The organism is Streptomyces sp. MGP-BFMKR1, from assembly GCF_057766585.1.
In genome coordinates this window covers 6831143-6845248 of the sequence record NZ_CM173408.1, presented here as the reverse complement: position 1 = coordinate 6845248, position 14106 = coordinate 6831143, and the positions used below count along the sequence as shown (strand labels likewise).

The window sequence follows — 14106 nt, the reverse complement described above, 5'->3', positions numbered from 1 at the left end:
GGTCGGACGAATGGGCCACTAGTCCCGCGCGGGGGCGTGGTCGGCCGCCATCCGGGTGTCGATTTCGCGCCAGAAGCCGGCGCGGATGGCGTACCGGTCGTGCTCGTCGATCTGGTCGTCCTTGTGCGCGAGGAGGCCGAAGCGGGCCGCGTACCGCAGCAGCTCGCCGTCGATGCGGTGCGGGATGCGCGGGTACTCCGTGGAGAGCTGCTGCACGTGCGCGGGGTCGGACAGGCGCGCGATCCAGCGCCGGGCGAAGACCTGGCCCACCTCGAAGGGGTCGCCGCTGACGGCGGTGATGTCCTCCTCGCGGTCGGCCCAGCGCTGCTCGGCCGTCGTGAGCTGGGCCAGCATGGGCAGCGACGCGGTTTCAGGGGGTTCGCCGGTGGCGGGGGCCGGACCCCGCTCCACCCAGCCCTTGTCGGACGACCAGCGCAGCGTCGCGGTGGCCACGGCCGCCGGGGCCGCCGACGCCTGGGACGCCACGACGCCGGGCCGTCCGAGGCCGGCCAGATCCTTGGGCGTGGGGACGGTCCTGGTGCCGTTGCCCGCGCCGCCCTCGCCGGAGGCCGCCGCGGGGCGTTCCTCGGCCTCCCGCTGGGCGGCCGGCTCCTCGGCGGCGGGCGCGGTGCGCGCCGTGCCGTTGTGCGCGGCGGGGCGGCTGGGCTGGGAGCCGGCGGCAGCCGCGGCGGCGGCCGTCTCGGGCAGCGGCGCGGAGAGGATGGCGGCGATCTCGGGGCGGGGCACGGAGCTGGGCACGCAGGGTCCCGACAGTTCCTTGGCCCGTACCGCCTGGGTGATCCAGGCCCGGTCCAGGACCCGCCGCTCGTCGGCCTCGGCCACCAGGTCCTCGGACTGGTTGTAGTCGCCGTCGGCGGCCTGGACGGCCCACAGGTGGACCGCGACCCCGTGCTCCTTGGCGGACATCAGCCCGGGCAGCAGGTCGCCGTCGCCGGTGACGAGGACGATGTCGGAGCAGGCCCGGTTGCGGGCGAGTTCGGTCAGCTCCGCGTGCATCGCGGCGTCCACGCCCTTCTGTGCCCAGCGCCCGTCGCTGCGGGTCAGGGCGCCGAGCCGGACGGTGACCCGGGGCATCACCCGCAGCCTGCGGTGCTCGGGCTGCGGCACTCGGTCGGGGGCGCCGTCGAACCAGTAGATGCGCAACAGCGGCTGTTGCGTGTCGGCCTCGGCGCGGTCGCGCAGCCCCTTGATGAGGGCGGTGTGGTCGACGGTGATGCGGGAGCGGGCGGGCTCGCCGGCGAGCAGGCTCGCGGCGGCGCCCAGCAGGTACCCGGCGTCCACCAGGACGACGCAGCGGTCCACGTTCCACCCTCTTTCCTCATGGTCCATGCGCGGCAGCCCGACGCGGCACTGCCCCGGCTTTTTGCTTTGGCTTTCCATTGAGTCTGCCCGACCGTACGAGGGTTATCAGCCGGAACTCGATCATCGGCGTGGCGGATACGGAACGGCCCAGCCCATCCCGCCCTTTACGCGGGGTAATTGCCCGACATGCAGGCTCCCCATAGTCGTGCCAGGGTGTTTTCCGGGGGGAAACCCTCGCACGGGAGGCACGACGATGGGCAAGCACAAGCGCGACCGGAATCAGCGGCAGAAGGCCAGCGACGCGGAGCGCGGCCAGCAGGAGGCACAGAAGACCGCCATCCAGGCACAGAACCAACACCAGGGCCAGGCCCAGGGCAGCCCGACCGACGTGGCCCGCAAGCACCAGCGTCGCTTCGGCCACAACTGACGCGCCGCTCACCGACACCGACGCCCCGGCCCCGCGGCCCCCTCGGCGTACGCCCGCCCGGGCACCGCCGAGCGCCGAGCCCACGGCCGGAAGCGGAACCGCGCCCGCGGCGGCCGGCACCCCGCCGTACGAACACCTCTGGGCGATCCGAACGTTCAGCCGAAACAGTAACCACAGCAAACCGATACAGGCACAACACACACAAGAAGCGCAGTAAGCACAGCAGACCCAAAAGAACTCCGACGGTGCGGAATTCACGCCAGAGAAGCGGTGAACGCACAAAAGGGGCGCGTCCCGCATGGGACGCGCCCCTTTATCGTCGCACTCGCCGCTCTTTCCGCCCGCCTCACCGCCGGCCCGCGCGGCCCCGCCCGCCGCGCGCGTCGCCTACGCGCCCAGGCGGGAGTCGTCTACGCGCCCAGGCAGGACGGGCCGAGCAGCACCTTCAGGTCGCCGAAGAGCGCCGGGTCGGCCGTGACACGGTGCCGGTCGAGGCGCAGCACGGTGGTCTTGCGGGCGCCCTGGAGCTTGATCCGCACCTCGGTGGAGCCGCGGTGGTGCGTGAGCACCTCGCCGAGCTTCTCCACCAGCGGCGGGGTGACCTTGACGGTGGGGATGGTGATGGTGACCGGTGCGTCGACGGACGCCTCGGACAGGTCGGGAACCATCATCTCCATGGCGACCAGCCGAGGCACGTCCTCGCGCTTGTCGAGCCGGCCCTTGACGAAGACGACCGTGTCCTCGACCAGTTGGGTGGAGACGAGCTGGTAGGTCGCGGGGAAGAACATGCAGTCGATCGAGCCCGCCAGGTCCTCGACCGTCGCGATGGCCCAGGCGTTGCCCTGCTTGGTCATCTTGCGCTGGAGGCCGGAGATGATGCCGCCGATGGTGACGATGGCGCCGTCCGCGTGCTCGCCGCCGGTGAGCTGCGCGATGGCCGCGTCCGCCTTGTCGTTCAGCACGTGCTCGATGCCGAACAGCGGATGGTCGGAGACGTAGAGGCCGAGCATCTCCCGCTCCTGGGCGAGGAGGTACGCCTTGTCCCACTCGATGTCGGAGAACTCGACGTCGAGCCCGAAGCCCGGTGTGTCGTCGGCGCTGTCGTCGCCCATGCCGCCGAAGAGGTCGAACTGCCCCTCGGCCTCCTTGCGCTTCACCGCGACCACGTTGTCGATCATGGTCTCGTAGTGCGCCATCAGGCCCTTGCGGGTGTGGCCCATCTCGTCGAAGGCGCCGGCCTTGATCAGCGACTCGGTGGTGCGCTTGTTGCAGCAGACCGCCTCGACCTTGTCGAGGTAGTCGGGGAAGGAGGCGAACTTCCCCTTCGCCTTGCGGCTGCGGATGATCGAGTCGACCACGTTCTGGCCGACGTTGCGCACGGCGGTCAGGCCGAAGAGGATCACGTCGTCGCCCTGGGCGGCGAAGTTCGCCTCCGACTCGTTGACGTTCGGCGGCAGCACCCGGATGCCCATGCGGCGGCACTCGTTGAGGTAGATCGCCGACTTGTCCTTGTCGTCGCGCACCGAGGTGAGCAGCGCCGACATGTACTCGGCCGGGTAGTTGGCCTTGAGGTAGGCGGTCCAGTAGGTGACCAGGCCGTACGCGGACGAGTGCGCCTTGTTGAAGGCGTAGCCGGCGAACGGGACCAGCACGTCCCACACGGCCTGGATGGCCTCGTCGGAGTAGTTGCGCTCCCGCATGCCCTTCTGGAAGGGGATGAACTCCTTGTCGAGGACCTCCTGCTTCTTCTTGCCCATGGCCCGGCGCAGCAGGTCGGCCTGGCCGAGCGAGTAGCCGGCGAGCACCTGGGCGGCCTTCTGCACCTGCTCCTGGTACACGATGAGGCCGTAGGTGATGCCGAGGACCTCCTTGAGGGGCTCCTCCAGCTCCGGGTGGATCGGGGTGATCTCCTGCTGGCCGTTCTTGCGCAGGGCGTAGTTGGTGTGCGAGTTCATGCCCATCGGGCCCGGCCGGTACAGGGCCGAGACGGCGGAGATGTCCTCGAAGTTGTCGGGCTTCATCAGGCGCAGCAGGGAGCGCATGGGCCCGCCGTCGAACTGGAAGACGCCGAGCGTGTCGCCTCGGCACAGCAGCTCGTAGGTCTTCGGGTCGTCCAGCGGCAGCGAGAGCAGCTCGATGTCGATGCCCTTGTTGCGCTTGATGAGCTTGACCGCGTCATCCATGATCGTCAGGTTGCGCAGACCCAGGAAGTCCATCTTGAGCAGACCGAGGTCTTCGCAGGTGGGGTAGTCCCACTGGGTGATCGTCACGCCGTCGGTGTGCCGCACCCACACCGGTACGTGGTCGGTGATGGTCTCGCTGGACATGATCACGCCGGCGGCGTGCACGCCCATCTGCCGCACCAGGCCCTCGACGCCCTTCGCGGTGTCGATCACCTTCTTGACGTCCGGCTCGTTCTCGTACATCGCCCGCACCTCGCCCGCCTCGCTGTAGCGGGGGTGCTTGGGGTTGGTGATGCCGTCGAGGTTGATGCCCTTGCCGAGCACGTCGGCCGGCATGGCCTTGGTGATGCGGTCGCCCATCGCGTACGGGTAGCCGAGCACGCGGGAGGAGTCCTTGATCGCGTTCTTCGCCTTGATCGTGCCGTACGTGCCGATCATCGCGACCTTGTCGGCGCCGTACTTCTCCGTCACGTAGCGGATCACCTCGGAGCGCCGACGCTCGTCGAAGTCGATGTCGACATCGGGCATGGACACGCGCTCGGGGTTGAGGAACCGCTCGAAGATCAGCCCGTGTTCCACCGGGTCGAGGTCGGTGATGCCCAGCGCGTACGACACGATCGAACCGGCCGCCGAGCCTCGGCCCGGGCCCACCGCGATCCCGTTGTTCTTGGCCCACATGATGAAGTCGGCCACCACGAGGAAGTAGCCCGGGAACCCCATCTGAATGATGATGTCCATCTCGTACTCGACGAGCTTCTGCCGGTCTTCCGGAACGCCGCCGGGATAGCGACGGCCCATGCCGCGCTTGACTTCCTCCTGGAACCAGGTGACCTCGCTGTACCCCTCGGGTACGTCGAACCGGGGCATCAGGTCGCGCTTCTCGAACCAGCCCGTCGTGTCGATCTGCTCGGCCACCAGGAGGGTGTTGGCGCACCCCTGCTGCCAGGCGTCGGAGGAGTCCACCGCGTACATCTCTTCGGTGGACTTGACGTAGTAGCCGGTGCCGTCGAAACGGAACCGGTCCGGGTCCGAGATGTTCTTTCCGGTCTGGATGCACAGCAGTGCGTCGTGCGCCGACGCCTCGTGCGCGTACGTGTAGTGCGAGTCGTTGGTCACCAGCGGCGGAATGCCCAGTTTCTTGCCGATGTCCAGAAGGCCGTCGCGGACCCGCTTCTCGATGTCGAGGCCGTGGTCCATCAGTTCCAGGAAATACCGGCCCTTACCGAAGATCTCCTGGTATTCGGCCGCCGCTTTCAGCGCCTCGTCGAAATGGCCGAGCCGCAACCGGGTCTGCACCTCGCCGGAGGGGCACCCGGTCGAGGCGATCAGGCCCTCCGCGTGCTCGGCGATCACTTCCTTGTCCATACGGGGCCACTTCGTCAGCCACCCCTCCTTGTACGCGTCCGACGAGAGCCGGAAGAGGTTGTGCAGACCCGTCTTGCTGGCTGCCCAGATCGTCTTGTGCGTGTAACCACCGGAACCCGAGACGTCGTCGCGCTTCTGGTGCGGCTGGCCCCACTGGATACGCCGCTTGTTCCGCCGCGACTCGGGGGCCACGTACGCCTCGATACCGATGATCGGCGTGATGCCCGCCTTCGTCGCCTGCTGGTAGAAGTCGTAGGCGCCGTGCAGGTTTCCGTGGTCGGTCATGGCGATATGCGACATGCCCATCTTGGTGCACGCCTCGAACATGTCCTTGAGCCGCGCCGCACCATCGAGCAGCGAATACTGAGTGTGCACGTGCAGATGCGTGAAGGGCGGCTTGGCCACGGTGGAAGACCTCCGGCGAACAGTGGGTGACGGATGCGGTCCCCTCCTCCCCGCGGGGTGAGCCAGGAGGGAAAGATGGCTCCGAAGTCTACTTCGGGCTACTGACAGCGGGCGGGCACTCGCGGCGGGCGCCGCGCGTTGGACCGGCCGGAACGACTGTTCCACGCGACGCATCCCAGGAGGACCCAGCGATGGCGACCGAGCACGGCCAGGCCGCACAGCGCGGCGAGCAGATCCTCGCCGTCTTCGACACCGCCTTCGGCGAGCTGCTCGCCGCGGACCCGGCGGCCTTCCGGGTCAAGTTCCGGAAGATGGCCGCCTCGGCGTTCGCCTTCTACCGGGGCACGGCCTCGCTGTTCTACGGCGACCTGGAGGCCGACCGCGAGGGCGGGCCCTACCTGGACGAGCGCACCAGCCGGGTGTGGATCCACGGCGACCTGCACGCCGAGAACTTCGGCACCTACATGGACGCCAACGGCCGCCTGGTCTTCAACGTCAACGACTTCGACGAGGCGTACGTGGGCCCCTTCACCTGGGACCTCAAGCGCTTCGCGGCCTCCGTCGCGCTGATCGGCTACACCAAGGCCCTCAGCGACGAGGCGATCACCTCCCTGGTGCGCACGTACGCGGGCGCCTACCGCGAGCGCGTCGCGGCCCTGGCCGCCGGCGCCAAGGACGAGGAGGTGCCGCCCTTCACGCTGGACACCGCCGACGGGCCGCTGCTCGACGCGCTGCGGGTGGCCCGCTCGCTGACCCGGTTCGGGCTGCTCGACTCGATGACCGAGATCCGCGACTTCGAGCGCCGCTTCGCCCCCGGCGGCGGCTCCATCGAGCTGGACGCGGCGACCCGGTACAAGGTGCTCGCCGCCTTCGACGGCTACCTGGAGACGCTGCCGGAGTCCAGCCTGGACCGGCCCGACTCCTACCGGGTCAAGGACGTGGTGGGCCGTCGCGGGATCGGCATCGGCAGCGCGGGCCTGCCCTCGTACAACATCCTGCTCGAGGGCAACAGCGACGCCCTGGAGAACGACGTCGTGATCTACCTCAAGCAGGCGCAGACCCCGGCCGTCGCCTCGCACGTCACCGACGCGCGGGTGCGCGACTACTTCCAGCACGAGGGGCACCGCACGGTCATCTCGCAGCGCGCGCTCCAGGCGCACGCCGACCCGTGGCTGGGCTGGACCGAGCTGAACGGCGCGGGGCAACTGGTCGCCGAGGTCTCGCCGTACGCCGTGGACCTGGACTGGTCCGACATCGACGACCTGGACGAGATCACCGCGGTCGTCGCGGACCTGGGCCGGGCCACCGCCACGATGCACGCGGCGGCCGACGACGAGAGCGGCCACTCGCTGGTGCCGTTCTCCACCGAGCGGGCCATCGACGCGGCCATCGCCGCCGACGAGGACGGTTTCCCCGAGCTGCTGGTGGACTTCGCGCACTCCTACGGCGCCCGGGCGCGGGCCGACCACCAGATCTTCGTGGACCTCTTCCGCAACGGAGCGATCCCCGGACTGTGACCTCCCCCACTCCGGCGCCGGCCGGAGTCGGGCGGGGCCGCACACGCCGCCGAACTCCTGTCCGGCCCGGCTAATGTGACTGGCCATGCAGCCAGGTCAGCAGCAGCCCGAGGGCGAGCAGCCCGCACAGGCCCCGCCCTCCAGCCCGCCGCCCCACGCCCCGTACCCGCCGCAACCCGGCTCGCCCGCCCCGCAGCCCGGCGCCCAGCCGCCGCAGCCGGACCCGTACGCCCAGCAGGGCCAGCCGGTCCAGTCGGGCGCCGTCGCGGGACTTCCGCCCGTGGGGCCGCCGGCCGGTCCCGTCGGCGGCGCGTGGGGCCCGCCCGGGGCGCCGCGGCCGGCGGCCGGTGACGCGAAGCGGCGCGCGACGCTGACGGTCGTGGCCTCGGTGGCCGCGATCGCGCTGGCGGTCACCGGCGTCCTCGTGCTCGGCGGCAAGGGCGGCGACGGCGCCAAGGACGGCGCGGGCCCCGTCGCCAAGGACGGGTTCGTCGGCGGCGGCGACGGGCAGGGCGCGGACGGCGCCACCGGTGGCGCCGGCGACACCAGCGGCGGCACGGACGGCGGCACCGGCGAGTCCACGGGCGGAACCGGCGGCTCCGGCTCCACGGGTGCCAGCGGGGGCACGGGCGGCGGGCAGCGGCCGAGCGGTGAGCTGACCAAGCCGGCGCACAGCGCCGGCCCGGACGGCACCACGGTCGTGATCGGCGAGCCGAAGGCCACCGGCACCCTGGAGGTGTACGAGGATCTGCGCTGCCCGCCGTGCGCGCAGTTCGAGCAGAACGTCGGCGCCACCATCATCAGGGACATCAAGGACGGCAAGTACAAGGCCCAGTTCACGATGGCCACCTTCCTCGACCGCAACATGGGCGGCTCCGGCTCGCACAACGCCCTCAGCGCGCTGGGCGCGGCGCTGAACGTGAGCCCGGAGGCGTTCCTGGGCTACAAGAAGGCCCTCTACGACGAGCGCAACCGTCCCCCGGAGGGCACGGACTCCTTCGCCTCGGACGCCTACCTGCTCAAGGTCGCCGGCCAGGTGCCCGCGCTCGGCTCGAACTCCGAGTTCCAGGGCCACGTGCGTGCCGGCACCTTCGACGTCTGGGCGACGAAGATGTCCGAGACGTTCGACGCGAGCGGGGTGGCGTCCACACCGACGGTCAAGCTCAACGGCCAGAGCCTGGGCGGGGACGGCATGAGCCCGCCGTCGACCGCCGCGGACTTCACCAGGGCTGTGGACGCGCGGCTCTAGCCGTCGCCCCGAACCTCCCTCCCGGGCCCGCGCCCGCACCGCGCGTACCACCCCCGCGGCACGGCCGACCGGACAGCCCACGTACGTGACATGGGTCACATGCGGCGGGCTGAGCGGCGTCGGCGCGGGACCGGACGGGGAGATGCCGAATCTTGACACGCCACTTATCCGCGGCCGTGGCACACTCTCCGGCGATGGACATATCGGCGGCACGGTTGCGAGCGGTACGCGCGGCGCTGTTCACAGCGCTGTGCGTGACGCTGTCCGCTGCTTCCCACGTGCTGCTCTCCCGTGCCCCGCTCCCCCTGACGACCGTCGTGCTGCTGTGCGTCGCCGTCTTCGGCATCGCCTACGCGCTGGCGGGCCGCGAGCGCGGTTACGGCTCGATCGCCGCCCTGCTCGTACCGCTCGAACTGGCCGCCGACACCGTCTTCACCGCCGGCCAGCACGCGTGTTACGGACAGGCGGGCGGGCCGGTGGCCGGTCCGCTGCGCTCGATGGGCGTGGACCTGCTGTGCCACGGCGGCGACGTCGGCTCGCCGCTGGCCCAGATGACCGCCGACGGCAACAGCGCCGCCGTCACGGTCGGGTCGGGCACCGACTCGGCCGCGCCGTGGCTGCTGCTCGCCGCGCACGTGGCGATCGGCCTGGTCGCCGCCGCGTGGCTGCGCCGGGGCGAGGCCGCGCTCGGCCAGTTGTTGCGGGCGCTCGCCGCCTTCGCGTTCCGCCCGCTCCTGGTGGCCTTCGCCGCCGCGGCGAACCCGCCGCCCCGCGCACCGGGTCGCCCCGCGCGGCGCGCCCTGCCCGCGCGGGGCCTGCCACTCCTCCTGCACTCCGTCGTCAGACGCGGTCCGCCGCTCGCCCTCGCGGCCTGAGCCCAGCGCCCGCCGCGAGCGGCCAGCGCCCTCGCGCGGGGCCGAACGCCCAGCGCACCGAAGCCGGCACACCGGACGCCGCGGTACGCCGCGCGCCCGCGTACGCCGGCTCCCGCGGTGCTCACGAGGCCGCCCGCGACCGAACCCCCAGCCCCACGACGACGGAGAAGACACAGCCATGAGCAAGCGAAACAACCAGCAGAACAAGCAGGCGGCCCGTGAGCGGCTGCGCGCCGAGCGGGAGAAGCAGGCGAAGAAGGAGAAGACGCGGCGGCAACTGGTCGTCGGCGGCTCCATCGTCGCGGTCCTCGCCGTGGCCGGCGGCATCGGCGTGGCCATCGCCAACATGAACGAGGGCGCCGAGACCAAGGTCAGCAACAAGGAGTGGAAGAGCGAGGCCAAGAAGAAGGCGTTCGCGAAGCCGGCCAACACCGCGGGCGACAAGGGCACCGAGGTCGTCATAGGCAAGAAGGACGCCAAGAACACCCTCACCGTCTACGAGGACATGCGGTGCCCGGTCTGCTCCACCTTCGAGCAGAGCACCGGCGAGACGCTGCTGAAGGACATCGAGGACGGCAAGTACAAGGCCCAGTTCAAGATGGGCACCTTCCTCGACGACGTGCCGCAGATCAGCGGCTCGGGGTCGAAGAACGCGCTGAGCGCGCTCGGCGCCGCCCTGAACGTCAGCCCGGACGCCTTCCTGGAGTACAAGAAGGTCCTCTTCGACGCGAAGAACCACCCCGACGAGCGCGAGGACGAGTACTCCGACGACAAGCGCCTGGTCGAGCTGGCCCAGGACGTGAAGTCGCTGAAGGACAACAAGAACTTCGAGAAGGCCGTGACGGACGGCACCTACGACAAGTGGGCGCTGGAGATGTCGAAGGTCTTCGACAAGGCGAAGGACGAGGGGATCACCGGCACCCCCGCCTTCCAGCTCAACGGCAAGAAGCTCACGGTGGGCAAGGACAACCCGCCGATGTCGCCCGAGGAGTTCACCGCCGTGGTCGACCAGAACCTGAAGAAGTAGTCAGCGCACCGGCGACCTGACAGCGGCGGGCGGGCGAACACTCGGTGTTCGCCCGCCCGCCGCTCTTACCCCACCGGCCTACTGGCCAGTATGGTCAACGGCCGTGACCTCCCCAGACGCCATATCCCAGGCAACCGAGACCTCCCCCGCGAGCCGCGCGACCGGCATCACCCGCCGCACCGCCGTCACGGCCGCCGCGACCACCGCGGCCCTGCTCCCGCTCGGGCTCCCCGCGGCGCACGCCGCCGACCCCGGCCCCGCCTTCCTGCACGGCGTCGCCTCCGGCGACCCGCTGCCCGACGGCGTGCTGCTGTGGACCCGCGTGACGCCGAGCCCGGACGCCGTGCCCGGCTCCGGCCGGGGCGCGGCGGTCGAGGTCTCCTGGGAGGTCTCCGAGTCCCAGGACTTCGCCGCGCCCACCGCGCGCGGCAGCGTCAGGGCCACGGCCGACGGCGACCACACCGTCAAGGCCGACGTGCGCGGGCTGCGGCCGGCCACCGCGTACTACTACCGGTTCGCGGTCGGCGACGTGCGCTCGCCGGTCGGGCGCACCCGTACCGCCCCGGCGGCGGACGCCTCGGACGGCAACGTGCGGTTCGGCGTGGTCTCGTGCGCCAACTGGGAGGCCGGGTACTTCTCGGCATACCGGCACCTGGCCGCGCGCCGCGACCTGGACGCCGTGCTGCACCTGGGCGACTACCTGTACGAGTACGGGACCGGGACCTACCCGGAGGGCAAGGACGTGGTGCGCCAGCACTCGCCCCGGCACGAGATCGTCACCCTCGCCGACTACCGGGCGCGGCACGGCCACTACCGCACCGACGCCGACCTGCGGGCGGTGCACGCCGCGCACCCGGTCGTCGCGATCTGGGACGACCACGAGTTCGCCAACGACGCCTGGTCGGGCGGCGCGGAGAACCACACCCCGGGCACCGAGGGCGAGTGGGCGCGCCGGGTCGCGGTGGCCAAGCAGGCGTACTTCGAGTGGATGCCGGTGCGGCCGAGCACCGAGGGCACCACCTACCGCCGGCTGCGCTTCGGCTCGCTGGCCGATCTGCATCTGCTCGACCTGCGCTCGTTCCGCTCGGAACAGGCGAAGGCGGGCAGCGGCGCGGTGGACGACCCGGAGCGCACCATCACCGGGCGGGCCCAGCTCGACTGGCTCAAGTCCGGACTGGCGGCCTCGAACGCGCGCTGGAAGCTGGTCGGCACCTCGGTGATGATCTCCCCGTTCGCGTTCGGGTCGCTCCCCGCGCACCTGCTCAAGCCGCTGGTCGAACTCCTCGGCCTGCCCACGGAGGGCGTCGCGCCCAGCGTCGACCAGTGGGACGGCTACACCGACGACCGCCGCGAACTCCTGGCCCACCTGCGCGAGCGCGGCATCGACAACACGGTCTTCCTCACCGGCGACATCCACATGGCCTGGGCCAACGACGTGCCGACCAGGGCCGCGACGTACCCGCTCTCGCCCTCGGCCGCGACCGAGTTCGTGGTCACGTCGGTGACCTCGGACAACATCGACGACCTGCTGAACGTCGCGCCGCACACGGTCTCGCTGGCCGCGGTCGCCGCGATCAAGGCGGCCAACCGGCACGTGAAGTGGCTGGACATGGACTCGCACGGCTACGGCGTGCTCGACGTGACGCAGCAGCGCACGCAGATGGACTACTTCACCATCTCCGACCGGACCGACCCGAACGCCACCGCCTCCTGGGCCCGCTCGTACCGCACCCGGTCCGGCACCCAGCGCGTGGAGCGCGCCGACCAGCCGGTGCGCTAGCGAACGCGGCTCGGCGCCCGCCCCGGCCCGTGCGGCGGGGGCGGGCGCCGAGCAGGGCGGGCGCCGAGCGGGGTGGGCGCCGAGCGGGGCGCCGAGCGGAGTGGACGCCGAGCGGGGCGAGGGCGGCTCAGGCGACCTCGTCCAGGAAGGCCAGCGCCACCTTCCAGGTGTTCTCCGCGGCCTCCGCGTCGTAGTCCGGCAGCTCGGGGTCGGTGAACAGGTGGCCCGCGCCCGGGTAGCGGTAGACCTCCACGTCCGCGCCGGCCCGGCCCATGCGCAGGTACCAGGCGCTCAGCCAGTCGTGCGGCTCGAACGGGTCCGGGTCGGCGACGTGGAGCTGCACCGGCAGCCCGTCGGTCGCCGCGTCCTCCGCGATGTCGGACGTGCCGTGCAGCAGGAGCAGGCCACGCGCCTTGGCGTCGCCCAGCGCCAGGGTCTGCGCGATCGAGCCGCCCAGCGAGAAGCCCGCGTAGACCAGACCGCGGTCGGAGAGCGGGGCCACCGCGCGCACGGCGCGCACCAGCAGCTCGTCCGTGCCGATCTCCTCCCTGATCGCCATGCCGTCCTCGACGGATTCGCAGGTTCGGCCCTCGTACAGGTCGGGCACATGCACCTCGTGCCCGGCGGCGCGCAGCCGCTCGGCAGCCGCGTGGACTGCCGGCCGCAGCCCGTACGCGGAGTGGAAGAGCACAATCGTCGATGTCGGGGCCACCGGTGTCACATCCCTGTCGCTGTTTCGTTCCCACCCCATCGTGCCAGTTACGGTGGCGGGCGGTGACCCGCGAAGAGGACCCGAAGAGGAGCTGAGTAGTCCATGGAGGACGTGCTGCGACCGCTGATCGTGATCGGCGGTTCGGTCGCGCTCACCGTCGTCGTCGGCTGGCTGGTCGATCGACTGCTGAGCAAGACCGACCAGCGCCACCCGGAGACACCGCTGTGGGGGTTGCTTCGGCGCTGCCGCTTCCCGTTCCAGGTAGCGCTGTGTACGAGCGTCATCCACGGCTCGTACCGGGAGACGCACCTGCTCAGTGACGAGGACCACTGGGAGGCGGTGGGCCTGGTGCTCACCCTGGTGAGCATCGTCATGGTGGGCTGGTTGATAGTGCGCGTCTCGGCCGCCGTCATCGAGTCCAGCTACGCGCGCTACGCCACGGGGCGGCGTGATCCCGCGCGCGCCCGGCGGGTGCGCACCCAGCTCACGCTGATCCAGCGGGTGGTCACGGCGGTGGTGGGCGTGGTGGCCGCCGCGGTGATGCTGCTCCAGTTCCCGGCGATGCAGGCGTTCGGCACCTCGATGCTGGCGTCGGCCGGTGTGCTCGGCATCGTCGCCGGTATCGCCGCCCAGTCCACGTTGGGCAACCTCTTCGCCGGGCTCCAGATCGCCTTCGGCGACACCGTCCGCATCGGGGACACGGTGGTGGTGGAGGGCGAGTGGGGCACGGTGCACGAGATCACGCTCACCTACCTGGTCGTCCGCACCTGGGACGAGCGCATGATCACGATGCCGGTCTCCTACTTCACCAGCAAGCCCTTCGAGAACTGGTCCCGCGGCGGCGCCCAGATGACCGGCACCGTCTTCTTCCAGCTCGACCACGCGACGCCGGTGGCCCAGATGCGCGAGCGGCTGCGCGAGATCCTCGACGAGTGCCCCGCCTGGGACGGCCGGGCCTGGAACCTCGTCGTCACCGACTCCACGCCGACCACCATGGAGGTACGGGCCCTGGCCACCGCGCGCAACGCCGACGACCTGTGGACGCTGCGCTGCGAGGTCCGCGAGAAGCTGCTGATCTGGCTGCGCGACGAGCACCCGTACGCGCTGCCGCGCGTCCTCACCGCGCCCGCGCCCGGCCAGGACCCCGCCCGCCTGCCGGCGCAGGGCCCGTCCCCGGAGCCGGCCGAGGCCGCGTCGCGGCCCTGACCGGGCGCGGCGCGGGCGGGCGCGGCCCCGGTCAGGG

The 14106-nt window shown here is 71.2% G+C and carries 10 protein-coding genes; 7 read left to right on the top strand and 3 right to left on the bottom strand.

Translation table 11 applies throughout. The features are described from left to right. Nucleotides 1-18: 18 nt before the first annotated feature. Nucleotides 19-1323 (bottom strand): NYN domain-containing protein, encoded by a 1305-nt coding sequence (locus AC3CHW_RS27405; protein ID WP_176165959.1) that lies wholly within the window; start codon nucleotides 1321-1323, stop codon nucleotides 19-21. Nucleotides 1324-1576: 253 nt separating this feature from the next. On the opposite strand from AC3CHW_RS27405, the gene AC3CHW_RS27400 reads away from it, so the two are divergent. Next, nucleotides 1577-1750, top strand: a complete 174-nt coding sequence (locus AC3CHW_RS27400; RefSeq protein ID WP_187065013.1) for a hypothetical protein — start codon at nucleotides 1577-1579, stop codon at nucleotides 1748-1750. Nucleotides 1751-2160: 410 nt separating this feature from the next. Here AC3CHW_RS27400 and dnaE read toward each other — a convergent pair whose 3' ends face one another. Continuing rightward, nucleotides 2161-5703 (bottom strand): DNA polymerase III subunit alpha, encoded by a 3543-nt coding sequence (dnaE, locus tag AC3CHW_RS27395; RefSeq protein WP_398609767.1) that lies wholly within the window; start codon nucleotides 5701-5703, stop codon nucleotides 2161-2163. Between the two features lie 191 nt (nucleotides 5704-5894). On the opposite strand from dnaE, the gene AC3CHW_RS27390 reads away from it, so the two are divergent. From AC3CHW_RS27390 to AC3CHW_RS27370, 5 genes are all read left to right on the top strand, one after another. Next, a complete protein-coding gene (locus tag AC3CHW_RS27390) occupies nucleotides 5895-7220 on the top strand; it encodes a DUF2252 domain-containing protein (RefSeq protein ID WP_176161130.1) in 1326 nt (441 codons plus the stop codon). An 85-nt stretch (nucleotides 7221-7305) separates the two neighbouring features. Next, nucleotides 7306-8469, top strand: a complete 1164-nt coding sequence (locus AC3CHW_RS27385) for a thioredoxin domain-containing protein (RefSeq protein WP_488468235.1) — start codon at nucleotides 7306-7308, stop codon at nucleotides 8467-8469. A gap of 194 nt (nucleotides 8470-8663) precedes the next feature. After that, nucleotides 8664-9344: a hypothetical protein gene (locus AC3CHW_RS27380; protein ID WP_176161131.1), complete on the top strand. Its 681-nt coding sequence runs from the start codon at nucleotides 8664-8666 to the stop codon at nucleotides 9342-9344. A gap of 178 nt (nucleotides 9345-9522) precedes the next feature. Next, nucleotides 9523-10371 (top strand): thioredoxin domain-containing protein, encoded by an 849-nt coding sequence (locus AC3CHW_RS27375; protein WP_488468234.1) that lies wholly within the window; start codon nucleotides 9523-9525, stop codon nucleotides 10369-10371. 121 nt (nucleotides 10372-10492) lie between these two features. Next, nucleotides 10493-12151 (top strand): alkaline phosphatase D family protein, encoded by a 1659-nt coding sequence (locus tag AC3CHW_RS27370; RefSeq protein WP_488471184.1) that lies wholly within the window; start codon nucleotides 10493-10495, stop codon nucleotides 12149-12151. 127 nt (nucleotides 12152-12278) lie between these two features. On the opposite strand, the gene AC3CHW_RS27365 is transcribed toward AC3CHW_RS27370, so the two are convergent. Next, complete coding sequence (locus tag AC3CHW_RS27365; RefSeq protein WP_488468233.1) at nucleotides 12279-12902, bottom strand: dienelactone hydrolase family protein; 624 nt, start codon at nucleotides 12900-12902, stop codon at nucleotides 12279-12281. Between the two features lie 63 nt (nucleotides 12903-12965). Between AC3CHW_RS27365 and AC3CHW_RS27360 the strand changes: the two genes are divergently transcribed. Next, the gene (locus AC3CHW_RS27360) at nucleotides 12966-14069 is read left to right on the top strand and encodes a mechanosensitive ion channel family protein (RefSeq protein WP_488468232.1); all 1104 of its coding nucleotides are present in this window, start codon (nucleotides 12966-12968) and stop codon (nucleotides 14067-14069) included. The last annotated feature ends 37 nt before the right edge of the window (nucleotides 14070-14106 follow it).

Coding starts and splice junctions, on each gene's coding strand:
- AC3CHW_RS27400 (WP_187065013.1), top strand. CDS start 1,577: ATGGGCAAGCACAAGCGCGACCGGAATCAGCGGCAGAAGGCCAGCGAC.
- AC3CHW_RS27390 (WP_176161130.1), top strand. CDS start 5,895: ATGGCGACCGAGCACGGCCAGGCCGCACAGCGCGGCGAGCAGATCCTC.
- AC3CHW_RS27385 (WP_488468235.1), top strand. CDS start 7,306: ATGCAGCCAGGTCAGCAGCAGCCCGAGGGCGAGCAGCCCGCACAGGCC.
- AC3CHW_RS27380 (WP_176161131.1), top strand. CDS start 8,664: ATGGACATATCGGCGGCACGGTTGCGAGCGGTACGCGCGGCGCTGTTC.
- AC3CHW_RS27375 (WP_488468234.1), top strand. CDS start 9,523: ATGAGCAAGCGAAACAACCAGCAGAACAAGCAGGCGGCCCGTGAGCGG.
- AC3CHW_RS27365 (WP_488468233.1), bottom strand. CDS start 12,902: ATGGGGTGGGAACGAAACAGCGACAGGGATGTGACACCGGTGGCCCCG.
- AC3CHW_RS27360 (WP_488468232.1), top strand. CDS start 12,966: ATGGAGGACGTGCTGCGACCGCTGATCGTGATCGGCGGTTCGGTCGCG.